The sequence below is a fragment of the Sutterella faecalis genome, from assembly GCF_006337085.1.
GTDB classification, from domain to species: Bacteria; Pseudomonadota; Gammaproteobacteria; order Burkholderiales; family Burkholderiaceae_F; genus Sutterella; species Sutterella faecalis.
In genome coordinates this window covers 2,794,558-2,813,475 of the sequence record NZ_CP040882.1, presented here as the reverse complement: position 1 = coordinate 2,813,475, position 18,918 = coordinate 2,794,558, and the positions used below count along the sequence as shown (strand labels likewise).

The window sequence follows — 18,918 nt, the reverse complement described above, 5'->3', positions numbered from 1 at the left end:
TCGAACGGGTTCGATGCAGTGGGTGGTCCATGTCATTAAGCCCGGGAGTAGTACTTTTCCTCGGGAACGGCCGGCACATTTTCAAGCGCCTTCTTTTTCAGAGGCTCCATGACATGGAGCTCAAGCTTCCCGTCACTCCTGAAAAGAAGGTGAATGACGCTTCCTACTTTGCCGATGCCCTTCAGCTCAACGCGGATGCGCTTCCCCTTCGTCATGCTCGTCAGGTAGACGCACTCGACGCCGTTTTCGTTCTGCACCTTGTAGCAGGACTGGTCGAACCACACGTTGACGGACCGGCCCGGGCTAGGGAAGCTGCCCAAGGCTCTCCTCACCGTCCGGCGGATCCTCAGGCAGAGTTTCGGCAGATCGCGGATTTCCTCCATCCGGAATCTCTCAAAGTGCGGATTTTTGCCGTCAATGAGCTCAAAGAATTCCGGGCGCAGCCTCGAAAGCATCATGTGGATGTAAAAGCGCTCCACATCATTGAGGTCCTTCGTCCACTCTTTGGCAAAAATAACGGATTTGGCGTTCGCCTGCGCCAGACGCCAGTAGTTCGAGACGACGATCGCTGCCGACTGGAGCGCCATCTTCCAGTGCCTCGCCTGCAGGCCGGAATGCTTCGCCTGCACGTCAACGCCCGCATTCTTGTCCATGCGGTCTTCCTTCACGATGGCGTCTCTGATCCTGCGGTAGCCCGTGCCGCAGCAGTTCCTGCGATGTTCCCGCATCCGAAGGAGCTGAATGAAACGCGCGCGCTCCTTGCCGAACGCACGACGGAGCTTGTCGAGCTCCTCGCGCTCAAAGCTGCCGAGCTTCTCAACATCGATAAGGCGAATGATGGTGCGCACGGAATTCTCACTGTTGTCGACCACAAGCGCTTCAATGCGATCGCTGTCGATGATGTGAGGATCGGGCTCGGATGGACGAAGTGGATCGAGGTGCATGGGGAAATCATGTAGAATGCAAAAGCTTTCCCCGCATATTGCACACAGCATACGTCAGTCTGTGTCGCACCGAAGCACAAAACCCTTAAATTTCAGTTAATTTATTGATATTTAAGGAAATAAATTTTATCCCATCGCTTGCAAATTAAGCGATGAACCTTTGCGTCTTCCTCGCCGCCCGTAGAGACGGGCGCAGAAAACCGTCATAAGCGTCACCACATCCCGGGCGAGCTCTGCTTCAAAGGACACGGGCGTCACGGCTTCAACGACGAGAAATTCCGTATTCACCCGACCGCAGAGAAAGCGAACAAGGGGCACGCCGAATCGCAGAAGGCGGTCTTCGTGGAGAACCAGCAGCTTCTCAATGCGGTTGTCGAGAAGCATCCGCAGGAGTCTTCTCAGACCGGGCTTTCTGCAGTTGAGGCCGGAACCGATGTCGGAAATCACTTCGTCGCAGCCGGCGTCCCGCAGTCGATCAGCCTGCCGCAGCAAGTCTGATTTCTGATCGTGCGACGAAACGCGGGCGTAACCGACAATCTTTCGGTCGGCTGTTTCCGCAGACTGAACTGCAGGCTTCCTGAATCTTCGATGACCGCCGAAGGTTCGACCTTCTGCCTGAATAAAGCCTTTCTCCACCCAGCGTCTGATAGTACTCGGCGAAACGCCGTAATGTCGGGCAATGACTCCAATCGAACAAAGCGTCATTTTTACTCCTCCTATTCTGCGCGTTATGGGAGGTTTGATAACATTTTATTCGACTAGCAAATGCCCCTCAGGCCTTTGCCGGCATCTCTGAACCAAAGAGCTTTCCGGCAAGCGCTTCCCTCACGGCTTCCTGATCCGCATTGAACGCATAGTCGCCGGGCTCGATGTATTGAACTTTTCTCGGGAGCGCCCCGGCAAGGATGCTGATCGCCGGCTCAAGCGTCCATTCTCCCCAGTCGCCGATCACGATGAGGTCCCTCCGGGCGCGCGTAACGGCCACATTGAGAAGATTGGCGGGCATGGATGCCCAGCGGCGCTGCCGCCTTCCCTTTGATCCCGGGATCGATCCGAGGACCAGAATGACGACGTCCGCTTCCTGACCCTGAAAGGTGTGCACCGTACCTGCACGGGCATTGAAATCCCGGAGGCTGAGCTCGCGGATGATTCTCCCGGCTCCTTCGGCCACGGCTCTGAAGGGGGAAAGCACGAAGAGGCTCAGCCCGCGGTTGATGCGGTCGGCATGAAAATCCTTCAGGAGCTTTCTGAGCCACGCCATCTCCTCGCGGATCATCTTGGGATCGCCCCCGGGGCCCCGGGACTTTCTGCCCTTCTTCGACACCTTCACGGGCGGCGCGTAGGACTTTCCGACGATGTCGTACCAGCAGCTCTGCGCCGGCCTGCCGTCGTCAATGCGGGGCGTCATCTGCACCATCTGCCCGGCATAGGAAAGGGCATTGGCGATTTCAAACATGGGGGAGATGCAGCGCCGGTGCGTGCGAAGCGGGAGCCCCGTCCAGACGTCCTCATGAGAGACGCTGTCGCGGATGCTCGTGCCCGCCTCCATCGAGGCATCGGCGAGAGACTGGAGCGAACTCCTCATGGGCGACCAGACGGCATCAACGAGGGGGTGCCGGCCCCGCAGAAATTCCGCGAGGGGTTCAGGCATGGTGACGACCGGCATCAGCTGCCTCAGGTCACCTAAAACCACCGCACGGCGGGCGCGGTTGAGAATGCCGACAGCGGCCTGAGGCGACGCCTGACTCGCTTCGTCGATGAAGACCCAGGCGAGTTCCGAAGCGCCGACCTGTGCGAAAAGTCGGCCTGCACTTGCGAGCGTCGTTGAGATGACGGGAATGAGGAAGGAAATGAATTCGAAAATCTGACGCGCCGATCCCGACTCAAAATGAGGCATCCCCGAGAGCAGATAGACGGCCGCCGCGCGAAGTCCTTTCTTTGCCGCGTCCGCCTGAGCCACAAGCGTTGCCGCATGAAGCTCCATCGCCGCCTCAAAGAGTTCCGAGCGCAGGCGCTCGAACTCCTCGTCCACCCAGAGCGTGAGCTTATGCTGCGAAGGGTCCTCGGCGAGCGGCGTCGAAAAGACCTGCGGCACGACGCGGTGCGTGCGGCAGCGCTCCGCCATGCGTTCCCGGCGGACCCTCACTTTTTCATCGAGCTCGCGAAAGCGCTTCCGGGCGCTCAGCCACTCCTCCTCGGGGAGGCGCCGCATGAGTTTGAGCTGATCAATCACGTCGTCGATCTGCTGCTGAATCGTCGAGTCGAAGGGATTCGACATGCCGACCCCCATGACGGCCTGCACGAACCGGCTGCAGTTGCGCCGGCTCCCGAGCGTCGCGGAGGAAAGTCCCAAGACCTCCTCAGGAGACTTCACGCGCTTCAGAAGCGTTTCGCGCAGCATCTGACGGCGCTTGGCGGCCGGAATCTTCTTCAGCTCTTCCCGCGAAAGGGCTCCGAATCCGGCGGCTTCATCCCCCAAGGAGAGATTGGGGTCATCCACCTCAGAAGCGCCATTATGTTCGCCCGCCCGCAGCCGCTTCTTTTTCTCGCCCCTCGCCAGAGGCTTCATTTCGACGGCAAGCGCCATCATGCCGAGCGCGCAGTCGCGCCAGTAGGAAAAAGCAGGCCTCGTGCCGCCGGTCGACGGATCGGGCTTCGGATCCCTGAGGCCGTAGCTCCGCGGAAGCGAATCCGTAATGTTGCGGATGGCCGCATTGTTGTTGGAGGCCACAACCATGAGCGAATCCGCCGCAATGTCGGCCTGGATGGGCGTGAGCGAATCGAGGCGGTTCGTCGAAAGCTCCCAGACGACGGGATGCTCCCAGTCAAAAACATCTCTTGACGCCGCTTTCTCTGCAATCCTTCTTGCGCGCCGCGTCACGATCTCTGCAATGACGTCTCTCAGAAGCCAGCTTTTGCCTGTGCCCGGAGGGCCGTTCACCGAAACGAGCGGTCCGAAGCCGCCGCCCGCCCGGAGGATGCCCGAGACGGCCGCCTGCTGGGCGAGATAGAGGTGATGCGACGGGTCTGCGGGCCAGCGCCCCGAGGGGAGTCCCTCGGGCTTGAGGAGCTCTGAGAGGGCGGCAGGCGACTTGAGAAGATCCGTATGCCTGACGCCTTTTCCGCTCCCGAGCGTAAGCAGCCTCGCGAGCGGTCCGCTCACGGGCTGGAGCACTTCGAGGTCTTCCGGAGAAATCGGATCGAATGCGCCTTCCGGGGCCTTGTTCCCTTGAATCGCCTCAGCAGCGCTCAACGCAGGGGACGCTTCCTTCGAACCGAGTTCCCGCAGTTTTTTCATATCAGGAGCCTCTATGGATTCGGCTCCGGCATGCATGAGCGCCACGCGGGCGGCACGGATGTCCGAGAGATAGAAGCTTCTGAGCGGACCAGGTTCGGGAGGATTGCGCCGCAAGGGAAGCGAAAGCGTCGTCCTCACGGCTGAAGGAAGTCCCTCAGGCAGTCCTGCGCCGCGCGCAAGCTGGGCGGAGAGCTCTGAAATGAAGCCCTCGGGCACGGGTTCGGCACTTTCCTGGGGGTCTGTAAGGCGAATCATCACGGGCTCGCCCTCAATCCGTTCGGCCTTGACCGCAAGGCCCGGGGCGCCCTCGGGCGTGAGGCCGCAGACGCGGGCGACCTCAGCGCCCATCCAGCGCGCCATGCGCTCGCATCGGAGCAGCGCCCCTTCCACGAGCCTCAGGTTGTCGGATCCCCGGAGGCGCTCCTTTTCGGCGCGAAGGTACCTCAAAGCGCCGCAAAAGCCTGCCGCTTCAAAGCTTTCGTCGATGTATTTGCCCCAGGGGTTGAGCTGAAAGCGGGCGAGATAGGTTTGTCCTCTCAGATCCGCCCCGGCAATGGAGGACGCGCCCATTTCGCCCCAGATCGATTCGCCGCTCCCGGCAAAAGCCGGGTGATCAAAAGGTGCGGAGGCGCTCTCCCTCCCCTCAATCTCGCCGAACTCCCGGAGGAGCTGCCCGTAAACCGTGCGTTTTTCCACAATGCCGAGGTACACGGTGAAAAAAGGAAGATCCGCCTCGAGCATGCTGTGCGGAACCTTGGCCGGGTACTCGTAGGCAGCGCGGAGCCTCATCGACTGCCAGCGCGCGACCGCTTCAGCCTCGTTTCCGGAAAACCGTCCCGGGCGCCATTCGCTCCAGAACGTGCCTTCCGCGTCCTTTCTGCGCAAATCCGCCGGCGTGAGAAGCTCCATCTCTTCCCAGAACCGCAGAATCTCCACCTGAGCAGCCCGGCTTTCCACGAAGGACTACTCCTTTGCCGAAGCGAGGCGCTTCTGGGCTTCGCGCACGCGCTCCTCGCGCTTAACGCGGTCGGACTGAGAGAGTTCGGCGTAATTGGGCACGGCCCGGTCATCCCAAAGCGAGTGATCGGGGTGCCAGCGCAGCTTCACGCGATCAGGGAATTTGTCCGGGTCATCCTGCATCCGCACGTCCATGCCGAGGCCGGCCGCGAAGAGCAGCTCGCCGTTAAGCCAGAGGCGGGGCAGATCGACGCGGGCATAGGCCGGAATGCCGGCCTGGCTGTAGAGGTCCTTGAGGGGCTTCGCGGGCCGGAGCATCCAGAGACGAAGCTTCGTCTGACCGCTGCTCGAGCGGGCTTCGAGCCGCGCCGTGCGGTCCATGAGCCTCGAGCGCGCAATGCCGGGTTCTCCGGGCTTGCAGGGAATGACTTCAATGACGCCGCCCCAGTCGGGGAGTGCAATGTCGCCGGCCTGAGTTCTCACGACCGCACTTTGGTCCGCAGCGAGCCGCTTCGTGACGACATTGCGGACCACCAGATCCGGCCCCCAGCGGCGGATTTCCTTCCCCTGAAGCCGGATGGCAAAGGAGGCGTCGGAATGCGTTTCACGCACCTGCCGAAGCATGTCCTCAAGCCGCGCCTTCGAGATCGGCCTCAGGCCTTCCGCCGAGAGCCATGCGCGCAGGCACCAGGCCTGACGGGCCGGAATGAGTTCCAGAAGGCGGAAGATGGAGAGGCCTTTGGGGCGCTCTTCCGACCGGCAGCGTTCAAGGTCCGATCGGGCAACGCTCTTGAGCACCTCAAGCGCTTCCGCAACGAGCGACACCGAGCGTGCAGCCGTCGTTCGGAATCCCGGACGGATGGACTCCAGAAGCGGAATAACCTCATGCCGCACGCGGTTGCGGGCAAAACGGGGATTTTCGTTGTCCGGATCATTCACGTAGCTGATCCGTCGGTTGCGCACATAGCGCTCAATGTCCTTTCTCGGGAGCGCCGCCCAGGGCCGCAGAAGGAACACCAGACGCCCCTCCTGAACGGCCGGAGCATCCTCAGCCGACGGCGTCGTCAGTTCCCGCACCTCCGGAAAAGCCGCCAGACCGTCGAGCCCTGCGCCGCGCATCCACTGCAGAAGAAACGTTTCAATCCGATCGTCCTCGTGATGCGCCGTTACAACGACGTCGAAGCCTTCCTTCAGAGCATAGCGGGCAAGCGCCTTATAGCGCGCTTCGCGCGCCGCGGCCTCAACGCCTTCGCCTTTTTCAGAGACGCGCACATGAATGCATTCAAATTCGACCGAGCGCTTTTCGCATTCCGCACGGCACAGGTCCGCCCACTGGTCGGCATCAGCTTCAAGGCCGTGATGGACGTAGACTGCCCGCATGCCGGCAATCAGCGCCTGGCGCTTCTCGTGGAGAAGCTTCGAGGCGACATCAAGGAGCGCCATTGAGTCGCGTCCGCCCGAAATGGCGATGATGACGCGAACCGGGTTCAGAGGAACGAGCGCGAATTCGGGACTCGAACGGCCGAGAAGATGATCTGCCGCCTCCTGAAGCGCACTTCTGAGGAGCTCCGAAAGCTTCTGGCGCAGAAGCGTCCCGCTCGAAACGCTTTTGGTCTCTGCCGGCTTCTTCTTTTTTTCCTTCTTTTCGCGCGCCTGCGCTTCCGCCCGTTCTATAAGAGCGAGGTCGGGGAGCTTGGCAGGTCCCGTGCGCGGCGCATTCGGATCACCCTCGGCATCCTGCGGCAAAAGAGGAAACGCTTCTTCGAACTGAAGCGCCTCAACTCTTCCTTCCCCCGCAGACTGATTCTCCTGCGCTTCCTCCTGCGCTCGCGCGCGAACCAGCGCCTGCGCATCGATGCCGCTGCGGCGCTTGCGGGGTTTAGCGGCAGGAGATTTCCGCACGGGCTTCGGTTTTATCTCTGAAGCGAGCTTCTTTGAGGCTGCGGAAGCCTTTTTCTCAGTCATAACGCAAAAAACAGGGGAAAGAGGGAATTTTCAGGCATTCAAACTCTCATTCTAACGACCCGCAACAGGCGTCGAACCGCTTCTGCGGGCTCTCTCGAAGCGGCAGGAGCGGCCGCCTTTTGTTAAAATCACGCCCCGTTCATGAAACGGGCTGCTTTGCCGAGGCTTCCATCCCCGGCATTGAGTCTTTATTTCGTACCTGCTTCAACCTTTCGAGCTCAAACAAATGCCCACGCCCACGTCGTCGCTTCAGGCTTTCGTTGCCACCGCCACCAAGGCCGCGCGCATGGCCGCGCGCGAGATCAACCGCGCCGCCGAAGACCGCGATCTTCTGGAAATCTCCGATAAAGCCGCAAACGACTTCGTCACCTCAGCGGACAAGGCGGCCGAAGCCGTCATCATTCGCGAGCTCACGTCGGCCTATCCGCACCATGCCGTGCTTTCCGAGGAAGCCGGCCGCGTCGGCGACCCGAAGAGCGACTACCTCTGGATCATCGACCCGATCGACGGCACAACGAACTTCATTCACGGGCTGCCGCAGTACTGCGTCTCGATCGCGCTCACCTACCGCGGCGAACCCATCGCCGCCGTCATTTACGACGTTGCTAAGAACGAGCTCTTCACCGCCGCCAGGGGGCAGGGCGCGAAGCTCGACGACCGCCGCATCCGCGTCTCGGAAACCGACGAGATGAGGCGCTCCCTCATCGGCACGGGCTTCCCCTTCCGCCGCGGCTGCGATTTCGACGGCTACCTCGCGGGCTTCCGCCGCGTCGCGGAACGCTCTGCCGGCATCCGCCGCCCGGGATCCGCCGCGCTCGACCTCGCCTGGGTTGCCTGCGGCCGCTACGACGGCTTCTGGGAACTGAAGCTCAACCCGTGGGACATCTGCGCGGGCGGCCTGCTCGTTCTTGAAGCGGGCGGCCTCATCACCGACCTTGAAGGCGGCGAAAACTGGCTCGAGTCCGGCAACGTCTGCGCGGGCAACCCCAAGATCTTCGCGCAGCTCCTCCCGCTCGTGGGCACCATCAAGGCTGAACCCGCGGAAAATGCCGGCAATCCCGAAGCGAAGGCTCCCCGCCGCACGCTCTCGACCAAAAAGAGCGAATAATTTCTTTTGAACCGCCGGGGCCCTTCCCCGGCAATGACCGTCCGCCTCTGCTGCTCCCTCCGGCGCCTTTTGGATAGCGCGGGCACTGAGGCCGGACGGTTTTTTATTAGCGAAAAATCCCCCATGGCAGAAGAAGCTCCCGTTCAGCCCGATTTCAGCAATCCTGAACTCTTCACTCCCTCAATGCGGCAGTTCGTTGAGGTGAAGAACCGTTATCCGAAAACGCTCGTGCTTTTTCGGATGGGAGACTTCTACGAGACCTTCTTTGACGATGCCGTCCGCGCCAACCGCCTGATCGGCATCACGCTCACCAAGCGCGGGAAGCTCACCGACGGAACGCCCATTCCGATGGCGGGGATTCCCTTTGTCTCGCTCGACACCTACATTGCGAAGCTCGTCAAGCTCGGGGAAAGCGTCGTCATCGTCGAACAGATGGGGACGCCGGGCAAAGGCATGATCGAGCGCAAGGTCTCGCGCATCGTCACTCCCGGCACGCTCACCGAAACGACGCTTTTGCCGGAAAAATCCGACTCAACGCTTCTTGCGATCGACTGGCCCAGAAAGAAGTCGGACCCTTACGGCTTCGTGTGGCTGACGCTCTCGAACGGCGACTTCCGTGCTGAAGAGGTCTCTGCCGAAGCGTTCGCGAGCGTTATTTCCCGCATCCACCCCTCGGAAGTACTCGTTGCCGAATCCCGCCGGCAGGCGCTTCGCGAGGCGCACCCTGAACTCGTCGTTTCCTCGCTTCCCAACTGGCACTTCGACGGCAGGCGCGGCCAGGAAATGCTCTGCAGCACCTTCGGGCTCGCCAACCTGGATGCCTGGGGAGTATCCGGCAAAACCACCATTCTTGCCGCCGCCAATGCGCTCCTTGACTACACGGCGGAAACGCAGGTCGACCTCATGCCCTTCATTGAGCCTCTGAAGCTCGTGAAGGAAAGCGAATTCGTCGTGCTCGACCCTTCGACGCGGCGCAATCTCGAAATCGATCAAAGCCTTTCGCCCTTAGGGGACGGACCGACGCTCTTTTCCGTGCTCGACCATTGCGCTACCGCCATGGGGAGCCGGGAACTGCGCCGCTGGCTCAACCAGCCCGTGCGTGACCGCCAGACAGCTCAAATCCGCCAGGAAGCGATCGAGAGCATTCTCTCGACCGGGAGCCTTCTCGAAAACCTCCGCACGGGCCTCAATACGCTCCCTGACGTTGAACGCATTTCGAGCCGCATTGCGCTCGGAACCGTGCGTCCGCGCGAGCTCGCGTCGCTGCGCGATGCGCTTCCCCGCATTCAGTCGCTAGAAAAGTGGCTCTCCGCGCAGCCTCTTCGCTTCTTTGCCGCCCTGGGCGAAAGCCTCAGACTCCCGGCAATGATCGAAGAGCTGCTTGCCAAAGCGCTCCTTCCCGAACCTGCCGTGCTTCTGCGCGACGGCGACGTCATTGCCTCGAGCTACAGCCCCGAACTCGCGGAACTGAGGCACTTCAGAGACGACACAAGCCGCATCCTTCTCGAAATGGAGGAGCGCGAACGGGCGGCCACGAAGCTCCAGACGCTGCGCGTGCAGTACAACAAGGTTTCGGGCTTCTACATTGAGGTCTCAAAGACCGCTGCGGATCGGGTGCCCGTCCGCTACCAGCGAAAGCAGACCCTCAAAAATTCCGAGCGCTTCATTACGCCGGAACTGAAGGAGCTCGAAGACCGCATTCTCTCCGCGCGCGAACGGGCGCAGACGCTCGAGAAGGCGCTTTACGATGAGCTCGTCGCGAAGCTCGGGGAGCGTGCGGCGGAACTCCTTGCCGCTGCCAAAGCCATTGCGGAGCTCGATGCCGTAACGGGACTTGCCGAACACGCCGAGGCGCATCGCTGGGTGCGTCCCGTTCTCACCGATCACCCCGGAATCCGCATTGAAAAGGGACGTCATCCGGTCGTAGAAACCACGCTCGAAAACTTTGTGCCCAACAGCTGCCGACTCGAGGACGGCCGGCGCATGCTCATCATCACCGGCCCCAACATGGGCGGCAAGTCAACCTACATGCGAAGCGTGGCGCTCATCGTTCTTCTTGCCTGGGCCGGAAGCTTCGTGCCTGCCGAGACGGCCGAGATCGGCCCCGTCGACCGCATTCATACCCGCATCGGCGCCTCGGACGACCTCGCCCGCGGCCGCTCAACCTTCATGGTGGAGATGACGGAGGCGGCGGCGATTCTCTCGCAGGCAACCGACAAAAGCCTCGTGCTCATGGATGAAATCGGCCGGGGCACCTCAACCTTCGACGGTCTGTCGCTCGCTGCCGCGATCGCGCAGGAGCTCGTGCAGAAGACGAGAAGCTTCACGCTCTTCGCCACGCACTACTTTGAGCTGACGACCCTTGCGCAGGAGCTGCGCGAAGTGGCGAACGTCCATGTTTCCGCCTCGCAGACCCGTTCCGGCATCGTCTTCATGCATGAAATTTCCGAAGGAGCCGCATCGAAAAGCTACGGCATTGCGGTCGCTCAGCTCGCCGGCATTCCCGCTCATGTCGTGCGCCGCGCCAAAAGCTTTCTCGCCAAGCTCGAGGAGCGCGCCAATACGGTCGACTCGCCCTTGCCGAATCTTTTCGGCGAAAGCCTTCTCATGCCGCCCGAACCGGAAGAAGAGGCCGGGGAGCAGCCTTCTGAAGCCGAGGCTGATCCGGCAATGCTCGCGCTCATCGAACGCATCGGCAGCGCCGACATCGACAGTCTTACGCCCCGCGATGCGCTCCGGCTCCTCTACGAACTTCAGAACGAAGCCCGCGCGATTGAGATGCCGGCGGCAGCTCCGCTCTGAAAACGGGTGCCGACGGATTTTCAGCCGGCCGAAATGCACGCCAAAAAGGCCGGCGGCCGCGTAAAATGCATTGATTGACTCTTGTCGACAAATTCACGCGTGCCTCCCGGGCCGCGCCCATCAATATTTCCCTGAAGGTCACTGCTTTGGAACAGAACTATTTGTCCGACGCGCCCGTTGATGAGGACACGCTTTTTCGCGCCATCCATAAGCACATTCTTCGCCAGGCAAAGGCAGGCGGACGCATTGATACTGAAGCAGAGATTGCTGAACGCTTCAATGTAACGCGCTACAAGGTGAGAAAGGCTCTGGCAGTTCTCTCCCAGATGGGCATTGTCGACCGGGCGCCGAAGCGCGGCATGACGGTGAACGCCATGGGGCCGAAGCACCTGTCCTCGCAGATTCAGGTGCAGATGGACATTGCGAATTTCGATATCCGCGAATTCATTGAGGCGCGCCTCCTGATTGAGGTCAACATCATCCCGCTCTGCGTGCGCCGCATGACGCCCGCTTTGCTCGGCCGTCTTGACGACGCCATCTGCCGCATTGAATTGAATGCCGGCAATACGCATGAAGCCGACCGCTGGGATCGGGAATTTCATCTCATTCTGCTTGAATCCTGCGGCAACCGCGTGCTTCAGGTCTTCTCGGCCGCACTCATTACATACTTTGAAAAAACGACGCCGAGGCTCCCGCAGAATGATCCGGCCTTCTTCATGAACATTGCCCGCCAGGAGCGGGAACTCCTTCGCGCCATTCAGCACGGCGATGAAGAGGAAGCCCGCGCGCTTCTCTCGAAGCACCTGCGCGAGCAGGTCGATCTTCTTTCGGCCTGATTTCCTTCCGGATCCCATGGCGGGAGACGCTCCCCTGGCGCCGCTCACGCTCGAGTGGCAGTTTGTACGCGACGGTTCAAGGGGCAGATTCGGTGCGCCCGGATCTTCTCCGGACCTTCACGAACCCGATTACAGAAATCTTCCTGCAGGTTTTCAAAAGGAAAACGAAGCTTATCTGCTTCCTGCCGACCGCATCCGCCGGGCTGCGGCGCGCGAGTGCCTGCGCTCGCTTCTCATTCATTCCGGAACTTTTACTGAAGCCCGCTGGAACAACTGGCATCTCGGAACATACGGCAAGCCCGCGATTCCCGGGGCCGGCGACTTTTCGCTCACGCACGCCGCCGGCTTTGCCGCGGCGCTCCTTGCTCCCGCTCATGCGGAAGAATCTTCTCCCATTCTTGCGGGACTCGATGCTGAATCCCTTGCCCCCGCATCCGCCCGGAGCGAAAGGGATGAGGCGGAGCGCGAGCTTCACGACCTCATGAGCGTCATGACGACGGAGGAAATGAAGTACATCGAGGCCGCTTCCGGCCTTGAAAATGCGCGAGCCCGCGCCTACGCGCTCTGGACGCGCAAGGAAGCTGTTCTGAAGGCGGGCGGCTGGGGACTGCGCGATGAGATCGCGGATTTGAATGTGCTTGAATCGCCGCTCGTCTTTCTCGGCCGGGAATGGCACTGGAAGACGCTTCTTCTGCAGCCCGGGAGCGAAATGCTTTCCGACGCCATGGAAGCTGCGCGAAAGACGCTTTCCGGGCCGGTGCCGCAGCAGAGCATGGTGTGGCTCACCGCTGCCTCAGACCGCCCCTTCACGCTCTCGCGTCCCGCTTCGCGTTATTCGTAATTGAGCGCTTCGGTGTAGTAGCCCGGATACGGGATCGAGATCGCGCGCTGCACGAGCGAGCGGCGCAGGATGTGGAGTTCGTTGAAGAGCGCATTGACGGTATAGGCGCCGAGATATTCCTTCAGCACCTTCATCTCCGTGAACTCAATCCCGTAGTTGCTGAGATTCATGAGATAAAGCCCGTGGAAGCGCCCTTTGACGGCAGCCTCGATGAAGCTGAAGGCCGCGCGGTCGTAGTGCTTCAGAAGCGACGTAATGATGTGCCCGGGATAGAGCGCATCCTGGTCGGAATCGATGCCGATCGCAAATTTGTCGGCAAGCTCAGCGGCCTCCAGCGCTCCGAGCCCCGCCTCTCCGGCATGCGCAAACGTGATGGCGCAGCCGCTCGCATAGAAGTCGAGCGCAACCTCGCGCGCGGCTGCCTGGTCCGTATAGGAGTCGATGCTGTCGCGGTGTATGACCAGATCTTCACGAATGAAGTGCGCCCCCAGGCGGAAGCCGAGAAATGTTTCGTCGGCCTCGGCATCGTCGCCGCCGCTGATCCAGCCCACGGCAGAGCCTTCCCTCGAGAAGACATCCCGATTGAGCGCCAGCGCCGCAAGCGCACCGCAGATGAAGCCGCTCTCAATGGGCGAAAACATCACCGACATGATGTTGGGATAAATGTTGACGAGGGGCACGCCCATGATCCCGAACTTCACATTGGGATATCTCCGCGCATGAAAGACGAGCGGAACCGTAAATTCGCTCCCGAGGCAGATGACCATGTCGGGGTGACACTCCTCGAGCACGCGCCCCATGTCCTCGTAGATCAGATCGCGCGAGCGCATCTCCCGGCATTCATAGGAAATGCGGTACTGCTTTCTCGCCCGCTCGAGCCCCTCGATGAGAAGCTTCATGAGGGGCGCCTCCTCCGACCATCCCGGAGACATCAAATAACGGACAACCAGGGGCTTGACGCGCTCCTCGAGGGGCGTTACCCGCTTGGTATTCCAGATCATGGCGCTTGCGGGCCGGGACGCTGCGGCAAGACCCAGACCGGCGGCGGTAAATAATCGGCGTCTCTGCATGGCAGCTCCTCCCTCAGACCGAGTCCGGCACGTCGACCACTACGGAACCCATCGGAGGCTCTGAATTCGAAGGGTTCCCGTGATAGAAATAGGCGCTGTTTTCCGTGGGCTCATGGAGTATTCCGATCGTGAGGGGCGTCCGTCCCGCCCAATAGAGATCGGTCGCGCTCTGAATAGAGCTGCGGATGCGCTCAGGACGGAAGGAATCCGCGCGTCCGAGGCTGTCGGCGAGGAGCTTCACAGCCATATACGAGTGACTGGCATCGAGAAGCGCGTAGCGCTGCGCATCGCTTGTGATGGGAACGCCGTAGCGGTCTGCCGCAGCCTTTGCTTTTTCAAGCCAGGCGGCTACCCCCGAATCGGCGCGGTTGAATGCGGAAAAGCTGTAGACGCGGTTGAGCATCTCCGCATCATCCTTCCAGTACGGCTCTTCTCGATAGTCATCCCAGACGACAAGATCGCACTTCATCTTTCGGTCGCAGAACTGCAGAATTCCGATCGATTGACGATCCCCGCGCGCCGGGAAGAGAAGCGTATCCGTGCCGTAGGCTTCCGCCATTGCCAGATAAGCCCAGAGCGACATGGTTCCCCGGGGATAAACGATCTCCCGGTATTCGCGGTCTCCTTCAATGTCAAAGGTGCTTTTAAAGCCGTTCGAAACCGCCTGCTCCTCAACATTGCCTTCTTCAATCAGCGCAGCGATCCGCCGGCCGCCCTTTTGCGCAGTCATCAGTCCGCAGGCCGCGCCGAGCGATCCGGCATCGAGATTCAGTCTGAAAATCCAGGGGCGGATGCTGCCGTCCGGCGCAAAGCAGAGTCCTGGACTTTTGGCCTTCGTGGAGAGATACGGAATCCCTGCACTATCCGCCAATGGAATGCAGAGCCTCGCCTGTTCCGATGTTCCTACCCCAATGATCGCAACGAAGCTTTCGGAAACCTTCAGTACCGAATCAATGGCAAGCTTCGTCATCTCCAGATCGCTTTCGCAATCGAGAACATTCACCGCCATGCGTCGGCCGAGCACGCCGCCCGCGGCATTGATTTCTTCCGCCGCAAAAAGGGCCATGGCCTCATGCCTGCGGCCGGCTGTTGCATCGAGCCCCGTTTCATTCACGAGGAGCGCTACATTGAAAACGCGCTGACGCCTGGCGGCCTCCCGTTCTCCGGGCGACGTCAAAAAGCCGGAGACGCTCCCGATATGCTCGGTCGGCGCATCCGCTAATGCCATGCCGGACGTAGCAGCGGCGGCGGCAAAGGTTTCCAGGAATCGGCGCTTTTTCATGGGGTATGGATCAACTCTTCGTAAAGGGCCGGCGCGCGGCGTTAGCACCCCGGCACCCTCACTATACGGCCTTATGAGGTCTTTGAGAATCAGGAAAAATCAGGCATCTCAAAGATCCTGAGCCAGAGGTGGAAGGAGAGCACAATCATAAGGAAGTCTTCTTCGTAAGTCTGATTGATGCGGAACCCCGGGCGCAGGTAAAGCTTCTTCAGATTTTCAACGGCATCGGCATCAAAATATCCCGCGCGCCGGATGTTTTCCCGGGAGAGGAGCTCCTCTACCCAGTCAAGACGGAGCTTCAGCAGGTCGGGCGTCCCGGCAGCCACAAAACTGAATTTGCGGCGGTTCAGGATCGCCTTCGGCACATACTTTGCACCCATTGCACGAACAGGATACTTTTCGCGCTCGTCATAGATCAGAAGCTCCGGCGGAATGCGTGCGGAGAATTCGAGGACATCCTTGTCGAGGAACGGGTAGCGTCCCGTAATGCCCTGAGACATGAGGACGCGGTCGCCGTGATCGGTGAGCTCATGGTCGGCCACGCGGAGCTTCGCGTCGAGATAGGTGCGCTGATTGAGACGATGCCGGCCGCGGAGCATCGCGAGATTGACCGGGGGCCTTGCCGTCGCGCTGAAGCGCTCGAAGCGCTCCGCAACGTCGGGCGAATAGAGGTCGCGCCGGATTCTTTCGTGCGCGGCGTATTCACGCTCATAAAAGAAGGTCGGATCTCCCCAGAGGCGGCGCCGCATGCGCGCTTCCTCCGCCTGCTCGAGCGGATCCTCGGCCTCTTCTTCCGGGGGCTCGGAATTCAGAAGATAACCCGCATAGCCCGCAAAGAGCTCGTCGGACCCTTCTCCCGAAAGCACGCTCGTGAACCCTTCCGCGCGCACCATTTCCGCGAGCATCAGGGCGCAGCCGTTGTAGGACTCCTTCAGCGGCGCTTCACCCAGACGAACGACGTCGGGAAGCCTCGCATAGACGTCCTTCGTATCCACCACGCGTTCATGATGCACGCTCCCAACCGCTTCCGTCACCGATCTCTGCCAGGGACGCTCATCCATGGCACGGTCGGCAAAGCCGATCGAGAAGGTGTGCATGTCATTTGCGCCCAGCGCTTTTGCAACCGTATTGACGAGCGCGCTGTCGATGCCGCCCGATGAGAGAAAAGCAGGATTGCCTTGAAGCCTGCGGCCGACCGCCCGGGTAAAGAGCCTTTCAAGCTCCTCGATCCAGGGGCGCGGATCATCATTGGCGCCGAAGGGCCTGCGGTCCTTCAGGAGCGGATAGTCGAAATCGTCAAAAACCACGCGCTCGGGACCGGATCCGGCTTGAAAGTTCTTCGGGTTGAATACCAGCATGAAGCCTGCCGGCACGGCTTCAATTCCGGTAAAGAACGTATCGGGCGCCACCGGCCCGGGCCACGTCATCAGCTGATCGACGGCACGCAGGTTCACCCGCGTTCTCTCTCGGACCTCCCGGAGGGCGAGAAGCGCACGGATTTCGGACGCAAACGCAATGCCTCTTTGCGTTGCCGCCCAGTAAAGCGGCTCGGCGCCGAGCACATCGCGGAAAAGGAGGAGCTCTCCCGACGCCTCATCATAAAAGGCCCCGGCAAAGTGCCCGGAAACGCGCCTGAGGACCCTGGCCGCTCCTCTTTTGTCTTCTCTCAGGGGATAAAGCGCTGAAAAGAGTGCTGAAGCCGGGGCCCGGCCGCCGAAAGCCGGACCTTCCGGGCGAGCGTCATCCGCCTGAGAGAAAAACGAACCGGAGAGCACGAGTGCGGCGCTCCCGGGCTCCACGGCAGCATGAGGCGTCTCTGCATCGGAGAGCGACCGGAGAGCGCCAAGGGCTCCGCGTGAAAACACCGCGCTATCCATGGCGTCCTTCACCTTCTGCGGCGATGACGCCTCCTCAATTCCGGCACGATGGGCGAGTCTCACTGCCATCGCGCCGAGATCCGCTCGTTCAGCGCCCGGCTCACGGTAATCGATTCGACCGAAAACAGCACTCATTTTCTGACAATCCTTATTAAAAGAACCTCAATTCTTCCCACTATAGTGAGCCGGAAGAGCGTTCCTTTCGAGGGCGACCTCTTGGGCGAGGAGGCCCATAGATGATCGGCCGAACTCTGGGGCGCCCCGGCTTGCGTTTCGGCTGGGGGTTTACTTCCTGTGCCTTCGTCTGTTCCGGTTTTTTGCGCGGCCGGCCGCGTTTTTTCGGATCCGGCGCTTTGTCTTTGCCGGGCAAGGCGAGCTCCAAAGCCGCCAGCAGCTCTCCATCGCACTTCAGCAGACGATTCCAGTATTCGTCATCAACCTGCGGCAGGCTCTCCCGCGGCGCCTTGCGATTGCGCCAGCACGTTCTGAGCGAGTCCATGACATCCCCGAATGTTGCATTGTCGAGTACTCCTGCCTTCGACATGCGCTTCACAATGCGGGATGTCAGGATGGAGGCAATGAGGTCTACGAATTCGGATCCGCGGACGGAGTAGTCGGACTGGACCCGGGTTACGCCGAAATCAAGGCTGTTCTTGTAAACATCGAAGAACATCTCAAGCTGCCAGCGCTGTTCGTAGCATGCGTAGACCTCAGCGCACGTCATGTCGAGATCCGACTCAAAGACGATTGTTCCATACGAACCGCAATGCTCATCGTAGTTCTTCTTGTCGTATGAATCGCTCCTGCGCTGGCGGTCCATGAAGGAGTTGTCTTCCGCCTGAGCCTTCCACGAATCCCTGAAGGAGTAGAGGAAGCGCCCGTTTCCCATCTTTACCTTTTTGCAGCGGATGCGCTTATCAATGCCGCGCAGACAATCCTCGAAATCGAGCATGGCGTTCTCTGCAATCTTCTTGTCCGAGCGCTTCAGCGGCGTGAGGAAATGAAGCCCTTCATGCTTTCGGAGCAGGCCTTCAATTGCCTTGGGAGGGAATCCCTTGTCCGTGATCAGGACGCCTCGTTCGATTTTGTTTTCCGAAACGAATGAGCTGTAGGCGCGGGCGTCGATCATATTGCCCGGATAGACCTGTGCGCACAAGGGTTCCTGTGCTTCAAGGTCATAGGCGTAGAGGACGGAAATCTCTTTGCAGCCCTTGACGCGAGCCTTTCTTGAGAAGGCAGACAAATCATTGACGATGCTTGTGTTCTGCTTGAGCGTTCCATCAATGATGATGTGGTGATCCCTGCAGACGGCGGCGAGCCGGGCAGTGATGAAGGCATTCATCTTGCCGGCGTCCTGGCCGAGCAGGTTCAGGAACTTGCTGATGGTGTTCTCAGAGAGAGGCAGTCCGGGGTAGAAAACCGAGATGAAGGACTTTTCGTAATGCTGACGGCATCGGGAGATCTTGATGCCCTTGTGCTCAATGCGGAGCAAGGCGAGCGCAAGAATCATGCAGGCGTCCTTGACTTCGTAGACCTTGAAGAGCTCATCGTCGAGCCCTCGAAGTTCGTCGTGAAGCAGTGCCGCGGCCCCGTAAGAGAGATAGTCGGGACCGTCTTCTGCAAGACTCGCCGCGGACTGGCGAGGCACAAACTTGCCGTCAATGATGTGCCCAATGACCGGCCCGTTCACCGGGCGCGGGTTGCAGCCGGGCTTGCATATGGAAGCCCGACGACTGTGAACCGCATAGCGCTTGGCGCCATTGCTGCCGCTGTCGATGACAACGGTATTGCGCGGTCTCGGAACCTTGCGGATGTGCTCTGGAACGGCCATGAAAATATCCTTGATAATATCATATATTATAGTTCTAATCACTATAGAAATCAATGTTCTCGGATTAATTGTCAAGGTCAAAAAGCAGTCCCAGGCCGGATTTCGGA

The 18,918-nt window shown here is 60.4% G+C and carries 12 protein-coding genes; 4 read left to right on the top strand and 8 right to left on the bottom strand.

The window, feature by feature from the left end; genetic code table 11:
- Nucleotides 1-35 precede the first annotated feature (35 nt).
- The 4 genes from FG381_RS11685 to tilS form a co-directional block, all read right to left on the bottom strand.
- The gene (locus FG381_RS11685) at nucleotides 36-944 is read right to left on the bottom strand and encodes a hypothetical protein (RefSeq protein WP_139688951.1); all 909 of its coding nucleotides are present in this window, start codon (nucleotides 942-944) and stop codon (nucleotides 36-38) included.
- A 126-nt stretch (nucleotides 945-1,070) separates the two neighbouring features.
- Nucleotides 1,071-1,649 (bottom strand): IS607 family transposase, encoded by a 579-nt coding sequence (locus FG381_RS11680; RefSeq protein WP_139687445.1) that lies wholly within the window; start codon nucleotides 1,647-1,649, stop codon nucleotides 1,071-1,073.
- Between the two features lie 67 nt (nucleotides 1,650-1,716).
- Nucleotides 1,717-5,199, bottom strand: a complete 3,483-nt coding sequence (locus tag FG381_RS11675; protein ID WP_139688950.1) for a DEAD/DEAH box helicase — start codon at nucleotides 5,197-5,199, stop codon at nucleotides 1,717-1,719.
- Between the two features lie 6 nt (nucleotides 5,200-5,205).
- Nucleotides 5,206-7,164, bottom strand: coding sequence for a tRNA lysidine(34) synthetase TilS (gene tilS / locus FG381_RS11670; protein WP_139688949.1), 1,959 nt, complete (start codon nucleotides 7,162-7,164; stop codon nucleotides 5,206-5,208).
- 226 nt (nucleotides 7,165-7,390) lie between these two features.
- On the opposite strand from tilS, the gene FG381_RS11665 reads away from it, so the two are divergent.
- The 4 genes from FG381_RS11665 to FG381_RS11650 all read left to right on the top strand — a co-directional run bounded on the left by FG381_RS11665 (nucleotide 7,391) and on the right by FG381_RS11650 (nucleotide 12,751).
- On the top strand, nucleotides 7,391-8,272 hold the full coding sequence (locus FG381_RS11665) for an inositol monophosphatase family protein (RefSeq protein ID WP_139688948.1): 882 nt from the start codon (nucleotides 7,391-7,393) through the stop codon (nucleotides 8,270-8,272).
- Between the two features lie 123 nt (nucleotides 8,273-8,395).
- On the top strand, nucleotides 8,396-11,074 hold the full coding sequence (gene mutS, locus FG381_RS11660) for a DNA mismatch repair protein MutS (protein WP_139688947.1): 2,679 nt from the start codon (nucleotides 8,396-8,398) through the stop codon (nucleotides 11,072-11,074).
- A gap of 74 nt (nucleotides 11,075-11,148) precedes the next feature.
- A complete protein-coding gene (locus FG381_RS11655) occupies nucleotides 11,149-11,910 on the top strand; it encodes a FadR/GntR family transcriptional regulator (RefSeq protein ID WP_226960357.1) in 762 nt (253 codons plus the stop codon).
- 16 nt (nucleotides 11,911-11,926) lie between these two features.
- Nucleotides 11,927-12,751 (top strand): 4'-phosphopantetheinyl transferase family protein, encoded by an 825-nt coding sequence (locus FG381_RS11650; RefSeq protein ID WP_165697876.1) that lies wholly within the window; start codon nucleotides 11,927-11,929, stop codon nucleotides 12,749-12,751.
- On the opposite strand, the gene FG381_RS11645 is transcribed toward FG381_RS11650, so the two are convergent.
- The 4 genes from FG381_RS11645 to FG381_RS11630 all read right to left on the bottom strand — a co-directional run bounded on the left by FG381_RS11645 (nucleotide 12,742) and on the right by FG381_RS11630 (nucleotide 18,811).
- Nucleotides 12,742-13,821: a BMP family ABC transporter substrate-binding protein gene (locus FG381_RS11645; protein ID WP_139688945.1), complete on the bottom strand. Its 1,080-nt coding sequence runs from the start codon at nucleotides 13,819-13,821 to the stop codon at nucleotides 12,742-12,744. The two genes, FG381_RS11650 and FG381_RS11645, sit on opposite strands and share 10 nt — an antisense overlap.
- 13 nt (nucleotides 13,822-13,834) lie before the next feature.
- The gene (locus FG381_RS11640) at nucleotides 13,835-15,103 is read right to left on the bottom strand and encodes an ABC transporter substrate-binding protein (protein ID WP_139688944.1); all 1,269 of its coding nucleotides are present in this window, start codon (nucleotides 15,101-15,103) and stop codon (nucleotides 13,835-13,837) included.
- Nucleotides 15,104-15,192: 89 nt separating this feature from the next.
- Nucleotides 15,193-17,115 carry an asparagine synthase gene (locus tag FG381_RS11635; protein WP_139688943.1) on the bottom strand — a complete coding sequence of 641 codons (1,923 nt, stop codon included), beginning with the start codon at nucleotides 17,113-17,115 and terminating at the stop codon, nucleotides 15,193-15,195.
- 40 nt (nucleotides 17,116-17,155) lie between these two features.
- Entirely contained in the window at nucleotides 17,156-18,811 is a 1,656-nt protein-coding gene (locus tag FG381_RS11630; RefSeq protein WP_165697875.1) for a transposase, read from the bottom strand.
- Nucleotides 18,812-18,918 lie beyond the last annotated feature (107 nt).